The following is a 19,612-nucleotide window of genomic DNA, read 5'->3' on the forward strand; positions in this document are numbered from 1 at the left end:
CCGGCCATGGATGGCCGATGGCGGCGGGCCCACGGAGCAGGACCGGAGCGAGGGCATGCCGAGCCTAGGCGAGGCACCGAATGTCAGGGGCAAGAGCCCTTGGTTACTTGGGGCTTTTCCAAGTGACCCGCCGTAAGGGCGGAACCCTAAGCGGCCGTTACCGCAGCAACGGATATGCCCCCAAACCTAACGCTGGTTATCGCGATACTGACTCGGCGACAAACTGGTCAGCGCCCGAAACTGCCGGCTGAAGGCACTGTGGTCGGTGTAACCACAGCGCAAGGCAATCTCGGTAATCGGCAACCCGGTGTGCAGTAACAACCGCGAACCTTCTTCCAGGCGTGCCTTGTGAATCATTTGCCGTGGGGTGAGCTGGAATACCCGTTTGCAGTGCCGCTCCAATTGCGCCACGGAATAGCCTGCGATGGCGGTCAGTTCGGCGAGGCTGATGGAGCGGGCGAAGTGGCGGCGGATATGGGCATCCACGGCGGCGAGTTTCTGGAACGCCGGATGGTTCGACTGCGGCGATTGCAGGTCGCGGGAGATACCGGCCAGGCCCACGATTCGACCCTGTTCATCCTTCAAGGCGAGTTTGTGGGTCAGGCACCAGATCGGCTGATTGCCATAATACAAATGCAGCTCCAGCTGATCGGCCAGTTCGCGACCGCTGGACAGCACTCGCCGATCCTGCTCGGTGTACAGCGGACCGAAGCGTTCCGGGAAGACCATTTCGGCGGTGCGCCCCAGCAGCTCGTCCCTGTGTTTGAAACCACAACGCCGGGCCAGGGTCTGGTTGACGAAGGCGTAGCGGGCCTCGCAGTCCTTGATGAAAAACACCACGTCCGACAGGGTATCGAGCAACGGCGCGATGGGCTGAAGGCTGTTCAGCAGCGTTGGCAGATCGCAAGGTTTAAAGGTGGTGAGCGAGGGATACATGGCGCTGGGGGTCTGAGGGTGACCCCCGGGATCATAGAGACTCGGCAGCGTGGCCGAAACCCCTGGCGTGGTCATCACGCTGGCGGGGTATCGTCCAGGGACATCAAGGTTTCGATCCGCGCCGGGCTGAAGGGTGGGCGCGGTGCTGAGGGCTGCCAACCAAACAAATGCTGCACTGCACCGCCACACACCCGGCCCTGGCAGGCGCCCATGCCGCAGCGACTGGCGAGTTTGGCTTCGCGCCAGTCAGAGTGACCGGTCAATGCCGCGTAGGGCACGTCTTCGCAGCGGCAAACCAGGGTGTCGGGTTGGGCCAGGGACTTGAGTCGCGGGTCGAGGGCGAACGCGCTGTTCAGCGCCTTGGCGAAACCCTGCCAGCGCGCCCGGCGCGGCCACAATTGCCTGGCGGCTTCCAGATTGCCGACCGCTGCGTGGCCGGCAATCGCACCTTCCACCAAGGCCAGCTCACTGCCGCCGAACCCTGTGCATTCGCCCGCCGCATAATGATCGGCGCGGTTGCTGGCCTGCCAGGCATCCACCGCGATGGCTTGATCTTCGATGGCGCAACCCAGTGCCTGACCCAACTGGATATTCGGAATCAACCCGAATCCACAGGCCAGCCGATCACATTCCAACTCAACGATGTTGCCTTGTTGTTGCAGGCGCACGCCTTCCACTCGGTCGGTGCCAAGCGCCGCCAATATGTGGGTGGCGGTGCGGTAGTGGTGGTCGAACAGACTGAACGATTGCAGCCATTTGCCGGGCCAGCGCGGCAGTTGCGCGGCGAAACCGGCGACGGCATTGCGGCTGGCTTGTTCGGCGATGCGTTGCACTTGCGCGCCATGCTGTTTGGCGGTGGCGGCACTGGCGAGTAAAAGCGGGCCGCTGCCGGCGATCACCACGCGCTCGTTCTGCACCGGCACCCCGGCCTTGATAAGCGCCTGCAAACCACCCGCACCGGTGACACCCGGCAGGGTCCAGCCGGGGAAGGGCAGCAGCAGTTCACGGGCGCCGGTGCACAGAATCAGTTTGTCGTAGCTGATCAACCAGCCATGGTCGTCATCTTCCACCAGCAGTTGTTTCGCGCCGGGGGCGGCGATCACCCGAGTACCGGCGTGATGGCGGATGTTGTTGCACGACGCCAGACGCTCGCGCAGGCGCCGGGCCTGACCGGGCACGTTGGCTTGAGGTCCGTCGCGCCAGATTTGCCCGCCCGCCAGCGGGTTGTCGTCGAGCATGACAATGCGGGCGCCGCTGGGGGCGGCGGCAAGGGCGGCGCTCAACCCGGCAGGGCCAGCGCCAATGATCAACAGATCAGCGTATACATTCATGGGCGAGTCTCCACCTGCATGCCGTCACGGCACAGGGTCTGGCAAGCCAGGCGACGCCGGCCATCGATGGTCACCCGGCATTCCTGACAAATGCCCATGCCGCACAGCGGCGCACGGCGCTGACCGCTGACTGAGGTGCGCGTGCAGCCGTCACTGGCCAACGCCAGGGCAGCGGCGACGCTGGTGCCTTCGGCGACTTCCAGGGCGTGGCCGTCCAGCAACAATTCAGGCATAGACCGGTTCTCCGAGAAAACGCTGGGGCAGATAAGGTTGTGCGGCCAGTGACGGGGTTTCGTTGAACAGTTGCGCCACCAGTAAATCGGCGGTGCCGGGGGCGGTGGTTACGCCCAGTCCTTCGTGACCGACAGCCAGCCACAAGCCTTGACGTTGTGGATGTTGGCCCACCAGCGGCAAGCCGTCGGGGCTGGCGGCGCGCAAACCGGTCCAGGCACGGATGCCATTGAGCCGGGCCAGCCCCGGCATGTACTCGGCGGCACGCTTGAGCATTTTCGCGAGCATCCAGCCTTCGACCTGCGGGTCGGTGGTGCCGAATTGTCGCGAGGCGCCGATGAACAGTTGCCCGGTGGGGCGCGGCTGGATATTGCAGGCGGTCGACGGCCCCGTGGCGTTGTGGGCACTGGTGACGTAACCCAGTTCCACCAGCGTATGGGTGACGCTGCCGGGGTAGCGGTCAGTGATCAGCAAGTGGCCTTTTTTCGGCTCGATGGGCAATTCCGGGCACAGCTCGTTGGCTTGAATACCGTTGGCCAACACCACGGCATCGGCACTCAACCAGTGACCATTATCGAGGCAGACGCGGTTGCCATCGACCGCACTGACCCGTGCCCGGCGCTGGCGGATGTTGGGTGTTTCGAGCATCCATCTGGCCGTCGCCGGGGCGTATAGAATGCCGTCGCCATTGATCAGCAAGCCGCCTTCCAGTCCTTCGCTCAGTTCCGGTTCGCGCTGGCGCAGGGCACTGGCGCCGATCAGTTCGCAAGCCACGCCCTGGGCTTGCAGGTTCAGGAATTTGCTGTGGGCCACCGCCATCTCTTCGGCATTCGCCGCCAGCCACAGCGTGCCGTTGCAGCGGTAGGCACAGCTGTCGGGCAGGTCCGCGCCCAGTTCGCGCCAGCGCTGCAACGAATATTGACTCAGGGCCAGTTCGGCGGGGTTGTCGTCGAGTACCAGCAAGTGGCCCATGCCGGCGGCCGTGGCGCCGTGCAGGCCGGCGTCCAGCACCAGCACCTGCAAGCCGCGACGGGCCAGCGCCTGGGCACAGGCGGCGCCGATAATGCCGGCGCCGATCACGATCACATCGGCCACCTGGCCCTCGTTCATGGACGAATGCCCCAGGCGAAGGGGTCGTCCTGTTGGATGATCAGGCTCGCCTCGGCACTGATGAACGCGCGACCACGAATGGTCGGCACGATGCGCTCACCCTGCAGTTCGTAGGAACCCTCGAACTCGCTGCCGATGACGCTGGCCTGGCGCCAGATCTGCCCCGGTTGCAACTTGTCGTCGGCGGCCAGGCATGCCAGTTTGGCACTGGTGCCGGTGCCGCAGGGCGAACGGTCATAGGCTTTGCCGGGGCAGAGCACGAAGTTGCGGCTGTCGGCGTGATCGTCATCGGCGAACAACTCGACGTGATCGATCAAGCCGCCGTCTTCACCGCGAATGCCTTGGGCTTCCAGTGCTTGCTGCACGGCGAAAGTGTAAGCGGTCAGCGCTTCGAGGTTGTCGCCGGCCACCCGCAGGCCATGCTCGGCGATCAGGAAAAACCAGTTGCCGCCCCAAGCGATATCACCGACCACTTGGCCGATGCCCGGCACCTGCACCGCCAGCGCCTTGCGATAACGGTAGGCCGGCACGTTGCGCACGCTCACCGAATGGTCTTCGTGCAGGGTTGCCTGTACCGTGCCCACCGGCGTTTCGATGCTGTGCACGCCGGGGCCGATCTTGCCCAGGTGCGCCAACGACGCCACCAGGCCGATGGTGCCGTGGCCGCACATGCCCAGATAACCGGTGTTGTTGAAGAAAATCACCCCGGCACAGGCGCCAGGATCCACCGGCGTGCAGAGCAGGGCGCCCACCAGTACGTCACTGCCCCGTGGTTCCAGCATACAGGCGGCGCGCCATTGATCATGCTGTTCGCCTAATAGCTTGCGCCGTTCGGCCATGCTGCCAGTGCCCAAATCAGGAAAGCCGGCGGTCACCAGGCGGGTCGGTTCGCCGCCGGTGTGGGAGTCGATCACAGAGATGCGCTTCATGGGAGGGCCACGTCCATTCGGTTGAGTGAACGCTAGAGTGGCCCGTGCGGCGGGGTGTCGGCTTGATGGATTTAGTCTGTGTCGATGACGAAATCGGCACAGCATCCGCAGTTGTCAGTGGGTGTGGGGCAGGTGCTCGAACAGGGTCGTGCAGACGCCGGCAATGTGCTCGTCCAGAAGCTTCACCGCCAGGTCCACATCCCCGGCGCGGCAGGCCGCCAGGATCTCGCGGTGTTCGTGATCGGCCCGTTCCTTACCGGCCGACAAGCTCATCTGCATGCGTAGATAACGCTCCAGCTTGTCGTTGACCGAACGGATCAGACTCACCAGAAACGGTCGCTGCGCCGGCTCGTACAGGCAGGAATGCAGCTCCCAGTTGAGCTCGGCCCAGCGCCCCACGTCGTCCTCGCCGATGAACTCCTGACAGATGCGCTCGGCACGGGCGAAGGTCTCTTCGGTCATGTTCGGAATGGCCAGGCGCAGAATCTTGTCCTCCAGCAACATCCGCACTTCGAACATCTGCGCCAGTTCCGCATCGGAAACCCGCGTGACCATCGCCCCGCGATTGCGCTGGAACATCACCAACCCTTCGGCCTCCAGCCGCTTGAGGGCTTCGCGCACCGGGATCTTGCTGACATTGAACTGGCGGGCGATGTCGTCCTGGCGAATCGGCTCATCCTCGGCAAAATGCCCGGCGACAATCGCATCCCGCAGATGGCGGGTGATGATTTCCGAAGTCGAAGGCGTGTTACCAAGGTCGGGGGCGTTGAGTTTGGGTAGGTTCACGGCGGCGGTCATTTGGAGTGAGATAGCGCTAGGGTATACGAAATTCTTTTGCTGATCTTCCCCGGTTAGACGTCGATGCACCCGATGTCGGTCATGCAACCCGCTACAACAAAACGGGCGCCTGTAAAGGCGCTCGTTTTCATTCAGGCCTGCGCCGCCCTCTCAGAGGCTATCCGGATCCCCGAAGAACATTTTGACTGGGCTCTAGGACCGTAGTTTCAGGTCGAGAAAGTTTTAGCTTGCCCCCATTTTTGCCCCCAATCCTCACTTGGTGGGCGAGTGATCGAGAAGGGTGAATCCTGCCATAGTTCCAGCGTGGCGCCGGGTGGCTTTTGGTGTGATTTTCACGTTGGGGTTAAAGGCTGCCACACGTCATTGAGGCACGCCTGGCTCCCGCCGCCCTAATAATTGCCTGCTACAGACGATCCCTGCGTGCGCGCCAGCAGGAGTACAGCTTGACGAGCCTCGAAGCCCTGTAAAAGCCGATTGGATCGAAGACTGGATGGATAACATCAATCATCCCTCGGATCGCCTTCTGTCCTCGCGCCCATTCTTCACCCGTTCTATCAGCATGCTCAGCCGCAGGAGCGTAACTTTCTGCTCAGCTATTTGGTTTTACCATGCTCTACCGACTGGATTCGGGTGGAAGCCAGGTCTTCACTAACAATACGATTCTGAACGGCCGCCAATAGTTAGCTCCGCCCGGGGCGGCCTTCCCTTGGCTTGATGATAGGTAAGTCCAGTGAATTGTGGCTAAATCCAGAAAAAAAGCAATAAGGCACAAAATTTGGGAGTTACGCAACTTGTTAGGACTTGGCGTTAATTCTATAATTTTGGGAACTAACTGGCACAGAATGGGCTGGGTACACACTATGTTGGATTTAAGCTTCAGCAAGCCGAGTGAGGTCGTCAAGCGCCTCTGCGATCGCTTGCGCACAGAGCGCTTGGCGCTGGACATGACACAAGCCGACTTGGCCGGGCGTGCCGGCATCGGCACCAACACCGTGTCCAACCTTGAAGCCGGGCGCAATGTCGGGTTCGAGAACGTGGTCCGGGTGGCGATGGCCCTTGGCCGAACCAAGGAACTCGAAGGCCTGTTCCTGCCAAAGCTGGAAAGCATCGAGGATATTCGGCGCTACGAAAACAGCGCCAATCGTCTCCGTACAAAGAGGAAGTCCGGCAATGCTTGAGCAGGTGAACGTCTTCTACGAGGGCTGGGGTGAGCGATGGCAATGGGGCACGCTGGTCTCCACGACCGCCCTGACCGGTCGCCCGCTGATCGTGTTCGAGTACAGCAATGAAGCCAGGCAAAGGGGCTTGGAACTGTCCTCCTACACGCTGCCGTTGGAGGGGGCTCAGTTGCGCCGAGATTTTCCAGACCACCAACTGTACTTGCCAGGGCCTGTTTACGACTCGTTGCCGGATGGGTGGGGCATGTTGCTGATGGACCGTATGTTCAGGCGCCGCGGGCTCACCACGGCGCGCATCGGCTCACTGGAACGGCTGGCCTACATCGGTAGCAATGCGATGGGTGCCATGACGTTTGAGCCCGTGGCACCCGAAGGTCAGGAATCTGAAGTCCACATCCCGCTGGAACAGCTTGCCGCCGAAGTGCAGGAAGTGCTCCATGGAGACGGTGGCGAGTTCCTGCAGACGTTGCTGCTGGTGGGCGGCTCGCCTCAAGGTGCAAGGCCTAAGGCCCTCGTCTATCGCGATCCCGAAACTGGCGGGTTTACCACTGCCGTCACGCCGGGCTTTGAAGCATGGTTGATTAAGTTCCCGGCCAAAGAAGAACATGCCGAGGTGTGCGCTATCGAAATGGTCTACGCCGAGTGCCTGCGCATGTGCGGTATCGAGACCCCTGACACGCAGTACTTCAGTCTGCCTAATGGGTTGGCAGCGTTTGCCAGTAAGCGATTTGACCGCCGGGATGGTCTGCGTGTACCCATGCAAAGCCTCGCGGCCTTTACGGGGGCAAATTACCGGTCTCCGGGGGTGTTGGACTACGTCAACTTCTTGCGGGCAACACAGATGTGTACCAACGACGTGCGAGGGATGGCGGTGGCCTTCGAACGTGCCGTCTTCAATGTTGCGTTCAACAACAGAGATGATCATCCCAAGAACTTTGCCTACATCATGTCGCAAGACGGTCAGTGGAGACTGTCGCCGGCTTACGACGTGACCTTCTGCGAGGGGCCAAGTGGGTATCACCAGATGGATGTGATGGGGGAAGCCCTGTCGATTTCCCGCACGCAAATGCTTCGACTTGCCGAGGAAGCCGAGGTGCCCCCGGACGCTGCAGGAAGAGTGATTGACGGCATTTGTGATGTAGCGAGCCGGTTTGCAACCATCGCCGAGAATCTATACCCACGCGCTATTACTCAAGACACTTTGCGCACGGTCCAAGATTGCATCGACCAGAACGTGGCTCGGCTACACCACGTTCACGCGGGCAGCGGTCGTCGGTGAAGATCGGGAGGAGCTTACGGGACTCAACCCTCAGCAATTGCAACCGATCATTCGTCGACTCGAGGGCCTCGGTCTGATCGAAGGATCAAATTTGACTTCTCGCGCTAACCCCCTCCTGAAAGCCAAACGGTTGCTTCATGGGCAAACAAAATGTCTTTGGCTCGATGGTCAATATAGGTGGTACTCATTTTGCGCTGGGCGATCTGCTGGTCGAGGAAACGCTCCAGGGCGTCACGGCGGTGATCGTCGCGTTCGGCGCGCTGTTTGCTCAGGCCTGGCTCAAGCAGCGCCGGATGCGCCTGCAGGTGCTCGCGCAAAGGGTCAAAGCCGCTCAGTTCGAGCAGCTTGGTGCTGCCCTTGCGCACACCGTTGCGCAGGGTGGTAAACGAGGTTGCGAAGGTGGCCGGCACGGTCCCGAACAGCGACTGCAAGATCTTGCCTATGGCCTGCTCGCTCACTTCCCTCTGTGTGGCGCTTTCGGCATGAGTCAGCAGCACCACTAGGTGGCGCTCCAGATCCGGGCGACGGCGCTTGAGTTCGCACAAGAAGGTCGTTTCGATTTGTTCGAGCGTGGCAGTACACAAGTTGTGCACGAACAAAATCACATCGGCATTGGCCAGGCCCAACCACGCGAGTCGGTCATCCTCATCGCAGGCGTCGATCCCCGGGGTATCCAGATAGAAGCGTCCTTCATGCTCCAACGCCAGTAATCGCGTGGTTGCCCGTATCGCCTTGGTTTCAAAGACTTCCGTTTCGACATGCCCGGTCAGGCCGTTGAGCAGTGCGCTCTTGCCAGCATTCATCAGTCCTCATACGGCAATCCGCGACGCCAGGCCAAGGCTTTTCGCCTCTTCCAGCTCCGTGCGCAGGCGGCAGAAGTCAGGGTGTTGCTGGGTAAGCTGGATCAGCAAGTCGTCGTCCGACACCTTTCGCTCCATGTATTGGATCCCGTTTGCTGCATAGCATGGCGATGAGGCGGCTAAGTAGCAACTGGCTACTAGTCGGCCAAGCGCAGGCTCTGCATGGGGCAATCATGCCACTGGTACCCGAATAGCCCAGAAGCGAATGGAGTGTACGTGCTCCATACGATGCACGAAGGATTACGGTGTCACGTCTGTTAGAGGACTGGTCAAGCCTCCAGCATCCTAGGGGTGAGCTGCCGACTTTCTGGCAGCGCTTTGAAAAGCGTCGGAGTGAGGTCTGAATTCAGCTTGGCAAGCTACACCTGCGATCCTAATTGCACAGGAGGTATCACTCGGTTGCTCACGCACTTGGGCAGAGGAGAGCATCTTCGACCTACCTTCATTCCGCGGTGTTTGGGAACAGCAGCGGGTGAGTTTTTGAGAGGGGGACTGTTGGACCTCAGGCTGGGGGCATCGTTTTCAAACCATCCAAAGCATGCCCTCAGATATGCCCCCGAGTGTAGCAATCCACTGGAAGTGGATGGATCTCCATAGTCTATGAAAAGGCAGAAATGATCAGCTGAACAGCCTGCCCGGCGACGCCTAGAGACTCTCAGGGTCGCCAAAGAACATTTTGACTTGGCTCTATGGCGGTGGTTTAAGGCCGAAAAAACTTAGCGATGCCCCCACTTTTGCCCCCACTCGGACCCAGAACACGAGCGACCGAAACGGGGGGGCTGACTGAGCCCGAAAACTCTTGAGTAGTCACTAAGATCACGGCGAGAAAGTCAGATCTGACAGGCACCCATAAAAAAGCGGGTGACTGTCAGATCCAGCAGGGCTCACTGCATCAAATTCCTAGCGCGTCGAAGGGTAAAATGCTGATGTTTTTTTACCGGGCGGCAAGTATTCAGTTAATCCCTGGAACCACATCACTTCAACAAAGTCACCGCGGATAACCAAGTCCTCTTTACGCAATCCTGTCAGAAATGCATCTTTACTATCTTTGGCAGACAGAATGGCGAATCCCTTTGCTGCATCTCTGAACGACAGGGTGAATTTTGGCTTTTCAGTCAAACCGGTAGAGGATTTTATCTTGCCGTTTTTAAGGGTGAAGTAGCGACCCACTCCGTCATGCGTTTGGATTTGAAAGACCAGCTCCTTGCCTTTAACGTATTTTGCACAGTCAGGACTTTTTTTGATTGTTCTCTGTAATAGCTTGGTCAACGCCCATAACAAAAATTTAAACTTCAGCATGGTGAGCTTGCTCCGCAAGGGGGGACTCGTTGAGGAATTGAATGGCGTGTTTGAGAAAACGCTCAGGGTATTGGAATTGAGCACCATGACCGGCATCCGGGTACAAGAACAGTTGGGCGTTCGGGATGTTCTGAGCCATGTACCAGGAATTGACCGTTGGAACCATAACGTCATTCATACCGTTCAGAATGAGCGTCGGCTGTTTGATCTCGCGCAGATGATTGAAAGGATCGTTCGGGTCCAGCTTTGGCAAATAGTACATATTCGCTTCGATCTGGGCCTGTATCACTTCAGGAGAGCTGGGTGGGTCCTGGTCGACACGCTGATGGCGGCGCTCCCAGAAATCACGTCCGGCCTGCTGCGCCGCCGCGGATCGACCGAAGAACAGAAACAGAAAGTCTTCGAGGGTCGGAACGGGGCGCGGTGCAGCTTCCAGCACTCCAGGGTCTGAATCCGGATTACCGCCACGAGGTCCAGTGCCGAGCAGCATGAGCTTGCGCACGAGGTCGGGATGGCGTCGTGTCAGGTCCTGGGCTTGAAAACCACCGAGTGAGAAACCTAAAACATCGACCTTGGACAGGCCTAGTGCGCGGATCACCGCAGCAGCGTCGTCGGCCATATGTTCGATCCGGTTACGCGGTTTGCCGGAAGAAGAGGCAATTCCACGACCGTTGTAGAGGATGACCTCGCGCCCCGCAGCCAAGCCATCCGTCATGAGTGGATCCCAATGATCCATACCGCCGCGGAAATGTTGAAGAAAGAACAGAGGGGGCTGGCCTGTCGTATTGTTGCCCCAGCGGCGATAGGCAAATTTATCCCCGTCGACTTCCACGAAGCGAGTGGGGGCGGTGAAATGGGTGTCGGTCATTGGCGTCTTCCAGAGTGGTTATTGTGGCGATCGATGCGAGCGAGCCTCGGGCTCAGGCCCGTGCGCGCATGCGCCGCGTACAGAACGTGCCCCAGCCGCTTTTCATCACTGATTTTGAAAACGCCCACAACCCACTTTCGTTGGGGCGCGGATCACCGCCATTGGCGATTCGTTTGAGCTGCAGCGTGTACCAGAAGATTTCCATGACGCCCATCTGATCGATTTGCTTGATGCCTGTGGTGATCGGCCGTACACGTTGCGAACTGTCCCGCCCTTGCAGTAGGGCCGCCGGTGCCTCGGGATCAATGGCCAATAAGCGCGCGAGGCCAATGACATCGAGCGCTTCGCAACGCAGCGCAGCGTTCATGGCGGCGGCACTGCGAAAACCGCCAGTGACCATCAAAGGCACCTTGATCGAGGCGCGCACCTTTTCAGCAAACTCAAGAAAGTAAGCCTCACGTGCTACGGTGGACGCTTTTTTCGTCTCCTGGAGCCCGCCGCTCATGGCTGGAGCCTCATAGGTGCCCCCCGAAATCTCAATCAGGTCGATGCCAGCTTCGGCAAGTGCATGAATCGTCGCCATCGATTCCTCTTCGGTGAAGCCTCCGCGCTGGAAATCTGCTGAGTTGAGCTTGATGCCGACGGGAAATTCGGCACCGACCTGGCGGCGAATCTCGGCGTAAACAGCCAACACGAAACGTCGACGTTTTTCCGGGCTGCCACCCCATTCATCCGTACGCCGATTGTGGTGTGGCGAGAGGAACTGATTGATCAGATAACCGTGTGCGCCGTGGATTTGCACGCCGCTGAAGCCGGCCTCCTTGCAGATGGCCGCGCTGCGTCCAAAGCGCCTGATGATGTCTTCGATCTCGGCCGTGGTGGCTTCGCGTGGGGTCTCGAAGAGCGCGGCCATGTCCTCGCGAAAGGGGACGGCCGATGGCGCGAGGTTGCTGGCATTCAAGCCTTTGGTCGACTGCTTGCCGGGGTGATTGAGCTGCACCCAGATCGCCGCTCCCTGCTCGGTTGCCGCACGGGCCCACTGGCGGAGCACAGGCAGGTCCGCTTCATCTTCGATTACCACGTTGCCTGGTTCACCGAGCGCACGCCGGTCGATCATCACATTTCCGGTGATGAGCAAACCAATGCCGGAGGCGGACCAGCGCCGGTACAACTCGACCAGTTTTAACGTCGGGTGATTGTTGTAGGTACCCAACGTTTCGCTCATGGACGCCTTGGCGAGGCGGTTGCGAAAAACGCTGCCGTTCGGGAGTTGTAAAGGCTGGTTCAGCAGATTTTCTTCAGGCGAGGCGGCGGTCATGGTGAGTTCTCAATAAGGGCTGTTTCATGATTGAAGGGTGTGCAGCGGGATGGAGTCCGATACCCGCCGGGATTGAGTGTTTTTCAATGGGATGTACGACATGGCATGCTCGGTCAGCGCGGTAATCGTCAGGCTTGGATTAACCCCGAGATTGGCGCTGAGCATCGAGCCGTCGCAAACCAGCAAGTTCTGATAGCCGAAGACCCGGTTCTGTACGTCCATCACGCCGCGCTCCGGCGAGTCCGCCATCGCACAGCCGCCCATGCAGTGGGCCGTGGTCGGGATGTTGAACAAGATCTCGGACAGAAAGGTGGTGGGTATGCCACCGAGCGCTTTTGCGCCCTTTTCGGCAAACGCGTTCGCCTCTGGAATGAAGGTCGGGATGGGACCACCCTCGCTGGCGAGCTGTTTTGCGAATGGCCAAAACCAGCGACGCTTGAGCCGCATGTCGAGAGACGCATCCACTGCCTGCATCACCAGCAACAACATGGTCTGACGGGCGAAACCGGCGGGGTTGTGCACGAGCAATGCTTGCAGCGGATGTTTGAGCAGCGTCCACAGCCAGGTCAATATTCGCCTCCACCCCGGGCGTCCGCCGCACAGCAAGGTCATCATGAGGCCAATGGCGTCCGAGCCTTCCGGGTAGCGCACGACTCCGATATGTGTGCGCTCATCGAGATAGATGCTGCCACCCCCCGCCAGTCCCGGCGACATGCTCTTGTCCGCGGCCGGGAAGCGTACGCCAATAAGGGATTCGGCATTGGTGCGCACACGTTTTCCGAGGTCGTCGCTGATGCGCGGCAGCGACCCTTTTTGCTTGAGCCGGAACAACAATTCCATTGTGCCCAACGACGACGCGGCGAAGACCACGCCGCGGCAGCGAAAGCTGCGGCGCTGCTTATCGAACCAGGTGGTCGAGCACTCAGTGAGGACTTCATAGCCGTCACTGCCGTCCTCCTTGCCGTTGATCGGCCGCACGTCCACCACCCTGGTTTCGGCAAAAACCTGGGCGCCACGTTTTTCTGCGAGATAAAGGTAATTCTTGTCGAGTGTGTTCTTGGCGTTGTGCTTGCAACCCATCATGCAGCCACCGCAACCGGTGCAAGTCCCGCGCGCCGGGCCTTCACCATTGAAGTAGGGATCCGGGTAGCTCTTGCCGCCTGCTTCTCCGTCGGGAGCGAAGAAGGCCCCTACGCGGGGGGCGTGAAACGTATGGCCCACGCCTTGCAAATCTGCCATTTTCTTGAGGCGTAGATCAGCCTCGCCCATGATCTTGCTCTCGGTCACGCCCAGCATCTTCTCCGCTGTGGCGTAGTACTGCGGCATGATTCGTTTCCAGTCCGCCAGGCCGGCCCAGGAACCCTCATTCCATACGCTATCGCGCGGTGTCAGCAAGGCGTTGGCATAGGTGATGGATCCGCCACCGACTGCGTTGCCGCTGACGATCATCACGTGACGGAACAGGCGCATGTTGTAGAAACCGAACATCTTCAGCCCGGGTCGCCACATCCAGCGCCGCGCGTCCCAGTTGGATTTTGGAAAGTCCTCGGCCGTCCAGCGTCGGCCCATCTCCATTACGCCAACGCGGTAGCCCTTTTCTGTCAGCCGGAAGGCGGACACGCTGCCACCGAATCCGGAGCCGATCACGATGTAGTCGAAATCGAAAGATGGATTCATTGCGTGCTGCTCAGGCAAGCACTGCGTAGAGGCGTGAAAAAACTGGTCATGCCGGTCTCCTTATTTTTGTAATGGTGCTGCGGGCACTGGTTGCAGGAGTGATTCTTTCAGGATGACTATACCATTCGTATATTCTCATAGCTATACGAAAGGTATAGTATTATTGGACTGTAGACGTAGACGCAGGAAGGGGCAAATCAGAAACGATAGGTTATCTGTGTACCTATAATGTGCGCGCTGTTGTCGTATTTTGCGCTGTAGCCGGGCTGTACGCCGGTTGTATTTGCCTGGCTGACGGAGGTGGTTGATTCCCATAGATAGCCGTAAGCCAAATCGATGGTCAGGTCGGTGTTGGGAGAGAACCCTATACCCAGCGTCACAGCTTTTCGGTCGCCCACGGGGAGTCGGACGTTTCGATCGGCGTTGCGGGCAGGTGATGGATCGTAGGCGAAGCCGCTGCGCAACAGCCATTGCGGGGAAAGTTGGTAAGAGGCCCCAATAGCCATCGACCAGGTGTCATGTAATTTAAAGTCATCTCCGAAGCTGTTAAATCCCAATTGCTGGCCCAACGGCGGTACTCCACTATTAACGGCTTCGATCCTCTGAACGCGGCTCCATCGGGTCCAGGTCGCGCCCAGGTAGCCAGTCCAGCGCTCGTCAAAGTGATGGGTAAACGATGTGTCCAGCGACTCTGGCAACGTGATGTCTATTTTATTGCTGTATTTGCCATCGAGACCGAAAGCACTTGGCGAGTTGCTCACCTGCGTATGGCCGTTGACGTGAAAATCAAGTTTTGAATGATAGGTGATGCCCCACGTGGTGGAATCATTCAGGTCGATCATCAGGCCGAAATTATAGCCAACGGCGTTATCGTTACCCTTGATAGTGATCTTCGTGTCGGTGCCCCCATTGAGCTGCCCTGTGGCCAAGTAGGTTTGCATATTGTTTTCGATACGGTTCAATGTCAGCCCGCCTCCGACAGAGACATGATCACTGATGCGATAAGCAACGGCGGAGTTCAGGGCTTTAACTTGAACCTTGCTATAGGAGCCATGGTAGCGTCCCTGGAACGAACTTTCGTAATCGTTCACAAGACCATAGAGCGCGTACATGCCCAAGCCGAAAGTGAAGCGTTCGTCAATCGGTATGGATAAATAGCCAAAAGGGATTGTCGTCAGGGGTACGGAATCTCCTTTGTTGGTGCCTGGCGCATCGCCATGAGCATTTTTAATATCGCTATTGACTTTGAACAAGGCGAATCCTCCGCTCACTTCCCTGCGCTTTAGCTTGCTCAGGCCGGCCGGATTCCCATAGACAGTACTCGCATCCAGGGCCGCGGACGAGCGCCCGGCATAAGCAGTTCCGGCACTGCTGACGCTTTGCTCGTTAATAGATAATCCATTGGCTAAAGATAAAGTTGCCTGCCCACAGATAGCCAATGACAGAGTGAATATGAACAACGCTTTGCTTGACTTGAGTATCGGGGTGGACCCTGTCTCAGGATGACGTTTCAAACGCAGCACTGATCTCTGGGAAGGGCGAAGTGCAGAAAGATATTCATGGTTCATCTGGCGGTACCTGTTGTTGTTGTTGTTGTTGTCGGGATGAATAGAAATCGTGGGCGGCCGTATACATCAACAGTGCCGGCCGGGCTGGAGTAGGGAGTGTTAATTGGATCTTGCAGACTCGTAGTTGTTTTTTAGTTGCAAAGCCCTCTCTGGAATATCACAGGCTCAGACGATTGCCCTATTTATATATCTTGGGGTTGCAAGTTGCGTTGATGGAAAGAAGAGCCTTGCCTGGCAGGCAAGTACCCTCGGGCCAGACGCGGTTACAAGGCTGCAAGCAACTCGCTGATAAAGAGGCAATGACGGATGCCGGGCGGGCAAGTCCCCCTCGATCCGCATGGCGCGAGGGGAAGGGGGAAAGGCCGGCAGTCCTAGGGCTTGTATTCGAGTACTTTGCACACTCGTGTGAAGGCTGGCCGATCCCCTTGCAACAGCTTTGCATGACCTTCGCGAAGGGCGCGAGTTGGCGTGATCTGGCGCAGGACTAATGCAATGAAGGTTTCCATGTCGCATTGTATTTTGACGTCGATGGGCTCTTCGCTCGGCCCGGAGCGTGCCAACAGGTTCCCGTCGTTGACTCGAATATGGAAGACTTCCGCCCCCACCTGGAACTCGTACAACTCCTGCAAACCGGCGCTCGCTGCCGAATCGTTCGAGCCTGTCAGGCACAGGGCTATGAGCTCCGCACGAGCACTGGACGGATCGATGCGTTCGTCGATCGGCAGGCTCAACCCCCAGAATCCCAGCGCGATCACCGGCTTGCGTAGTTGCTCGCCCAAGTCCGTCAGCTCGTAAGCGGGCGTGGCGGAAGGTGTGTGCAGGGTGACTTGTTGAATGACGCCGTTCTGCACCAGCATGGCCAGGCGTTCGGACAGTCGGTTTGTACCCATTGCAGGCAGGATCGCGAGCAGATCCTTGAAACGCTTCGGACCTAACAGGAGTTCGCGAATCAAGAGCAGCGTCCAGCGATCTCCGAGTACGTCGAGCGACCGGGCTAAGGGGCAGAGTTGACCGTAGGTTTTGTTTGTCATGGCGCATTGTACAAAATTCCGCTCAGTTGAAATACAGTGAAAAGCCACTGCTGCCTCAAGTCGAAGGAATTGGGCGATGTTCCAGGCCCTTGGACGGCTGATCTCACGGTCGCTTTCATGTATCGCTCACTGAACAGGTTGAGTCATTCTTATTGATTTCACTATACCGTTCGCTTTGTGGTTGCGCTATATAAAAAGTATAGTTGTGTCGTGAGCCTGTCCGTTATCGCGCAATGCGTTGGACGACCCAGCGGGTCAGAGCCGCAGGCGCGAGACGTGTAGCGAACGACAGGAATCCGGCTTGCATGCCGACTGTCCAGTGGGTCTTGTGGATTCGTCGTTTCGACGTCGCGCAAGCCCACACGGTCGATGCGACGTCGTGCGACGTGAGCCGGATACCCAGCGATCTGGCGCTGGGGATACGACCGTAGTCATCAGCCATTGCGGTCTTTACGAAGCTCGGCCAGATATCGCTCACGCGAATGCCGAACTTTCCCCATTCGAGGTCGAGTCCTTCGGTGAATCCGCGCACGGCGAACTTGCTCGCCGAGTAGGTTGCAAGTTCAGGCTGTCCGTAGATTGCGGTGGCAGAGGCCATATTGATGACATGAGAGCAGGGCGTGCCTCGCAGGTACCGGAAGGCGCTGTGACAGCCGGTGATCATTCCCTGAACGTTCACGTCAAGCATTGCCTGGTGTCTGGTCAACGGTACAGCTTCAAATTGCCCGGCGGCGAGAATCCCGGCGTTATTGAGCAACACGTCAAGCCGCTGGCCGCTATGTGCCCAGAAATCCACAAGCGCTTGCTTCCAGGCTTGGGGATCGCTCACGTCGAGCGCACCGCAGACGGCGTTGCCCTCTCCCAGGGTCGCGGCGACCGCGGCGACACCCTCTGAATCGATATCGTATAGCCCCACGAACCAACCGCGCCGCGCAAACAACTCAGCGCAGGCGCGACCGATTCCCGAAGCCGCGCCTGTGACGAAGATGGCTGGTCTCCATTCAGGAAGAAGGGATTCAGTCGGGTTTCTGGCTGTTTGATTGCTCTGTACCACAGTGATGTGCGGTTTCATTTCAGAGGTTCCCTTCAGAAGCTGAGCATTGAGGTTTTGTGTACAGGTCAGTGCATATTGCGAGAGTAATATAACGGTGTTATGTTTTGCAATAACAGTGTTATCTGTCTCTCTGGCTGATCTGATGACTGGTCAGGAGGTGGAAATACTGATGGGAGCGCTTGCTCTCTACGTTTGTCACCGGAGGATCCAATAGATGACGAAGATGCATACACCGCCCGAGTACCTTGATATGGAGTCCCGTGGCTCTGTGTTGATTGCGCGGCTGGATGGAGGTCCACACGGGCTGATGGGGTTGGACATGGCCAATGAGCTTGCGGCGCTATTGGACAAGCTGGAGTCCGATACCGCGGTAACAGCGGTGGTGCTCACCGGAACTCATCCTGAGCGTTTCATCGGTCATGCAGACGTTCGTTGGCTGCAGGAAGGTGGAAAGAGTATCCCGTCGGTCGGGCGCAGTACGGCCTCGGCGATCGCGCGAACCGCCAAGACCGTTCGCGGTATTGCGCCATTGGCGTCAGCTGCGTCTCTGACACCGCTGGATGGCGGGATGCAACTCGACAAGCTGCACGACACTTTTTTACGGATGAACCGCAGTGGCGTCATTTTCGTCGCCGCGCTGAATGGATCTGCGCTGGGACTTGGCAGCGAGCTCGCGCTAGCGTGTGACGTCCGCCTGATGGCGGATGGCGATTTCTTCATCGGGCAGCCCGAGGTGCTTCTTGGAATCCTTCCCGGTGGCGGAGGCACTCAGCGATTACCTCGACTGGTCGGCGCCCATCGCGCGCTGATGCTGATGCTTGAAGGTCGGCCGGTGTCGCCACAGAAGGCGCTCGAAATAGGATACATCGACGAAGTGGTTGCTTCAGATGCGCTGCTTGATCGTGCCGTCAAGCTGGCCGGGCATCTGGGTTCCCGACCCAAAGGGGCGATTGAGGCAGTCAAGCGAGCCGTGTACTTCGGCGGGTCAGCCACCCTCGACGAGGGGCTGCATATGGAGCGTACTGAATTCATCAAGATCTCGCCGACCGAGACTGCGCAATCGCTCATGGTTGAATACCTTGAGCGCACCGATCGGGACGGCAACGTGCCGTTCTACAACCCGGCCATTTTCGAGCAAACCCTTGAGCAAGGCTCCTTGCCCCTGCAAAACGGGGGAGGGAGGAAATGAATCAAATGTCACCGCTTACCTACCCGTTCACTCGCCAGGATGTTCGCTTTGACTCGGGCGAAACCTATTGTTCAGCCTGGCTCTACCTGCCGGTCGGCGTAGAGAAACCGCCGATTGTAGTGCTCGGACACGGACTTGGTGCGGTTCGCGAGATGCGCCTCGACGCCTTTTCCGAGCGATTCGCTGCTGCGGGAATCGCTACATTGGCCTTCACCTACCGTTATTTCGGAGACAGCGGTGGTCGGCCCAGACAATTGATGTCTGTGAAGCGGCAACTGGCTGATTGGGATGCCGCGCTGGACTTCGTCAAAGGTTGCGCAGATGTCGATGGGCGGCGGGTTGCCGTATGGGGAAGCTCGTTTGGGGGAGGGCATGCAATCACGGTGGCCAGCCGACACCCCGAGTTACTGGCGGCTATCAGCCAGTGCCCCTTTACCGACGGTCTTGCTTCAGCTGCCGCGCTGGGTGTGAAGGGTTCGCTGCAGGTAACGCCGGTGCTCCTGCGTGATTTTGCAGCCAGGCTACTGGGTCGCCCGCCCGTGATGGTGCCAATCGCTGCCGTTCCCGGTCAGCCAGCCTTGATGAATGCGCATGATGCCCTGCCGGGTTATCTGGCCTTGGTGCCGAAGGGGATGGTGTTCGTCAATCACGTCGCCGCACGGGTGCTCCCGGAAATCATGGCTTATCGACCCGGACGCTCCGCCTCCAAGGTGAAGCTCCCCATCCTGTTTTGCGTCAGCACCACTGACACCGTCACGCCACCGGAACAGACGATCGCCTTGGTGCGCAAGGCGCCGCATGGAGAAACCAAACTCTACGCGGCGGGGCATTTCGAGTTCTATATGGGCGACGCGTTCGAAGAACTGGTGAAGGATCAGACTCAATTTCTGACGAAACATCTACTCGGCTCTTCAGCCAATTGATTCAAGCGTTTCCGTCACTTTCAGAGAGAACAA

Annotated in this window: 18 protein-coding genes; 4 read left to right on the forward strand and 14 right to left on the reverse strand. The window is 58.7% G+C overall.

The window, feature by feature from the left end; all coding sequences use genetic code 11:
- Positions 1–186: 186 nt before the first annotated feature.
- The 6 genes from VC35_RS25145 to VC35_RS25170 all read right to left on the reverse strand — a co-directional run bounded on the left by VC35_RS25145 (position 187) and on the right by VC35_RS25170 (position 5,323).
- Positions 187–936, reverse strand: a complete 750-nt coding sequence (locus tag VC35_RS25145) for an AraC family transcriptional regulator (RefSeq protein WP_046043277.1) — start codon at positions 934–936, stop codon at positions 187–189.
- A 74-nt stretch (positions 937–1,010) separates the two neighbouring features.
- Entirely contained in the window at positions 1,011–2,267 is a 1,257-nt protein-coding gene (locus tag VC35_RS25150; protein ID WP_046043278.1) for an NAD(P)/FAD-dependent oxidoreductase, read from the reverse strand.
- The gene (locus VC35_RS25155) at positions 2,264–2,500 is read right to left on the reverse strand and encodes a 2Fe-2S iron-sulfur cluster-binding protein (protein WP_046043279.1); all 237 of its coding nucleotides are present in this window, start codon (positions 2,498–2,500) and stop codon (positions 2,264–2,266) included. Before VC35_RS25155 ends, VC35_RS25150 begins: the two co-directional genes overlap by 4 nt.
- Entirely contained in the window at positions 2,493–3,608 is a 1,116-nt protein-coding gene (locus VC35_RS25160) for an NAD(P)/FAD-dependent oxidoreductase (protein ID WP_046043280.1), read from the reverse strand. The genes VC35_RS25155 and VC35_RS25160 overlap by 8 nt, the downstream gene beginning before the upstream one ends.
- A complete protein-coding gene (locus VC35_RS25165; RefSeq protein ID WP_046043282.1) occupies positions 3,605–4,537 on the reverse strand; it encodes a 4-hydroxyproline epimerase in 933 nt (310 codons plus the stop codon). Before VC35_RS25165 ends, VC35_RS25160 begins: the two co-directional genes overlap by 4 nt.
- Positions 4,538–4,651: 114 nt before the next feature.
- Positions 4,652–5,323: a GntR family transcriptional regulator gene (locus VC35_RS25170; protein ID WP_033051988.1), complete on the reverse strand. Its 672-nt coding sequence runs from the start codon at positions 5,321–5,323 to the stop codon at positions 4,652–4,654.
- Between the two features lie 872 nt (positions 5,324–6,195).
- Between VC35_RS25170 and VC35_RS25175 the strand changes: the two genes are divergently transcribed.
- Positions 6,196–6,513: a helix-turn-helix domain-containing protein gene (locus VC35_RS25175; RefSeq protein ID WP_046043284.1), complete on the forward strand. Its 318-nt coding sequence runs from the start codon at positions 6,196–6,198 to the stop codon at positions 6,511–6,513.
- Positions 6,506–7,792, forward strand: a complete 1,287-nt coding sequence (locus tag VC35_RS25180) for a type II toxin-antitoxin system HipA family toxin (RefSeq protein WP_046043285.1) — start codon at positions 6,506–6,508, stop codon at positions 7,790–7,792. The genes VC35_RS25175 and VC35_RS25180 overlap by 8 nt, the downstream gene beginning before the upstream one ends.
- Positions 7,793–7,896: 104 nt before the next feature.
- On the opposite strand, the gene VC35_RS25185 is transcribed toward VC35_RS25180, so the two are convergent.
- From VC35_RS25185 to VC35_RS25220, 8 genes are all read right to left on the reverse strand, one after another.
- Complete coding sequence (locus VC35_RS25185; protein WP_046043286.1) at positions 7,897–8,595, reverse strand: GTPase; 699 nt, start codon at positions 8,593–8,595, stop codon at positions 7,897–7,899.
- A 957-nt stretch (positions 8,596–9,552) separates the two neighbouring features.
- Entirely contained in the window at positions 9,553–9,951 is a 399-nt protein-coding gene (locus tag VC35_RS25190; protein WP_046043287.1) for a hypothetical protein, read from the reverse strand.
- Positions 9,938–10,819 (reverse strand): alpha/beta fold hydrolase, encoded by an 882-nt coding sequence (locus VC35_RS25195; protein ID WP_046043288.1) that lies wholly within the window; start codon positions 10,817–10,819, stop codon positions 9,938–9,940. The genes VC35_RS25190 and VC35_RS25195 overlap by 14 nt, the downstream gene beginning before the upstream one ends.
- A gap of 52 nt (positions 10,820–10,871) precedes the next feature.
- Positions 10,872–12,137, reverse strand: coding sequence for an NADH:flavin oxidoreductase/NADH oxidase family protein (locus VC35_RS25200; protein ID WP_046043289.1), 1,266 nt, complete (start codon positions 12,135–12,137; stop codon positions 10,872–10,874).
- A 24-nt stretch (positions 12,138–12,161) separates the two neighbouring features.
- Positions 12,162–13,814, reverse strand: coding sequence for a GMC oxidoreductase (locus VC35_RS25205; protein WP_046043290.1), 1,653 nt, complete (start codon positions 13,812–13,814; stop codon positions 12,162–12,164).
- Between the two features lie 197 nt (positions 13,815–14,011).
- A complete protein-coding gene (locus tag VC35_RS25210; protein WP_080925387.1) occupies positions 14,012–15,382 on the reverse strand; it encodes an outer membrane protein transport protein in 1,371 nt (456 codons plus the stop codon).
- Positions 15,383–15,753: 371 nt separating this feature from the next.
- Positions 15,754–16,413, reverse strand: coding sequence for a winged helix-turn-helix transcriptional regulator (locus VC35_RS25215; protein WP_046043291.1), 660 nt, complete (start codon positions 16,411–16,413; stop codon positions 15,754–15,756).
- A gap of 223 nt (positions 16,414–16,636) precedes the next feature.
- Complete coding sequence (locus VC35_RS25220) at positions 16,637–17,485, reverse strand: SDR family oxidoreductase (RefSeq protein WP_080925388.1); 849 nt, start codon at positions 17,483–17,485, stop codon at positions 16,637–16,639.
- Between the two features lie 196 nt (positions 17,486–17,681).
- Here VC35_RS25220 and VC35_RS25225 point away from each other — a divergent pair, with 196 nt between their 5' ends.
- Together VC35_RS25225 and VC35_RS25230 are read left to right on the forward strand one after the other, a co-directional pair.
- A complete protein-coding gene (locus VC35_RS25225) occupies positions 17,682–18,656 on the forward strand; it encodes an enoyl-CoA hydratase/isomerase family protein (RefSeq protein ID WP_046043292.1) in 975 nt (324 codons plus the stop codon).
- Complete coding sequence (locus VC35_RS25230; RefSeq protein WP_046043294.1) at positions 18,653–19,579, forward strand: alpha/beta hydrolase; 927 nt, start codon at positions 18,653–18,655, stop codon at positions 19,577–19,579. Before VC35_RS25225 ends, VC35_RS25230 begins: the two co-directional genes overlap by 4 nt.
- The last annotated feature ends 33 nt before the right edge of the window (positions 19,580–19,612 follow it).

This window comes from Pseudomonas fluorescens, assembly GCF_000967965.1.
Taxonomy (GTDB): Bacteria; Pseudomonadota; Gammaproteobacteria; order Pseudomonadales; family Pseudomonadaceae; genus Aquipseudomonas; species Aquipseudomonas grandcourensis.

Excerpts from the sequence above, each read along its gene's own strand:
- VC35_RS25160 (WP_046043280.1), bottom strand. The coding sequence starts at position 3,608 with ATGAACGAGGGCCAGGTGGCCGATGTGATCGTGATCGGCGCCGGCATT.
- VC35_RS25230 (WP_046043294.1), top strand. The coding sequence starts at position 18,653 with ATGAATCAAATGTCACCGCTTACCTACCCGTTCACTCGCCAGGATGTT.
- VC35_RS25190 (WP_046043287.1), bottom strand. The coding sequence starts at position 9,951 with ATGCTGAAGTTTAAATTTTTGTTATGGGCGTTGACCAAGCTATTACAG.
- VC35_RS25220 (WP_080925388.1), bottom strand. The coding sequence starts at position 17,485 with ATGAAACCGCACATCACTGTGGTACAGAGCAATCAAACAGCCAGAAAC.
- VC35_RS25200 (WP_046043289.1), bottom strand. The coding sequence starts at position 12,137 with ATGACCGCCGCCTCGCCTGAAGAAAATCTGCTGAACCAGCCTTTACAA.
- VC35_RS25195 (WP_046043288.1), bottom strand. The coding sequence starts at position 10,819 with ATGACCGACACCCATTTCACCGCCCCCACTCGCTTCGTGGAAGTCGAC.
- VC35_RS25215 (WP_046043291.1), bottom strand. The coding sequence starts at position 16,413 with ATGACAAACAAAACCTACGGTCAACTCTGCCCCTTAGCCCGGTCGCTC.
- VC35_RS25150 (WP_046043278.1), bottom strand. The coding sequence starts at position 2,267 with ATGAATGTATACGCTGATCTGTTGATCATTGGCGCTGGCCCTGCCGGG.
- VC35_RS25145 (WP_046043277.1), bottom strand. The coding sequence starts at position 936 with ATGTATCCCTCGCTCACCACCTTTAAACCTTGCGATCTGCCAACGCTG.
- VC35_RS25225 (WP_046043292.1), top strand. The coding sequence starts at position 17,682 with ATGACGAAGATGCATACACCGCCCGAGTACCTTGATATGGAGTCCCGT.
- VC35_RS25210 (WP_080925387.1), bottom strand. The coding sequence starts at position 15,382 with ATGAACCATGAATATCTTTCTGCACTTCGCCCTTCCCAGAGATCAGTG.
- VC35_RS25155 (WP_046043279.1), bottom strand. The coding sequence starts at position 2,500 with ATGCCTGAATTGTTGCTGGACGGCCACGCCCTGGAAGTCGCCGAAGGC.
- VC35_RS25165 (WP_046043282.1), bottom strand. The coding sequence starts at position 4,537 with ATGAAGCGCATCTCTGTGATCGACTCCCACACCGGCGGCGAACCGACC.
- VC35_RS25205 (WP_046043290.1), bottom strand. The coding sequence starts at position 13,814 with ATGAATCCATCTTTCGATTTCGACTACATCGTGATCGGCTCCGGATTC.
- VC35_RS25175 (WP_046043284.1), top strand. The coding sequence starts at position 6,196 with ATGTTGGATTTAAGCTTCAGCAAGCCGAGTGAGGTCGTCAAGCGCCTC.
- VC35_RS25180 (WP_046043285.1), top strand. The coding sequence starts at position 6,506 with ATGCTTGAGCAGGTGAACGTCTTCTACGAGGGCTGGGGTGAGCGATGG.
- VC35_RS25185 (WP_046043286.1), bottom strand. The coding sequence starts at position 8,595 with ATGAATGCTGGCAAGAGCGCACTGCTCAACGGCCTGACCGGGCATGTC.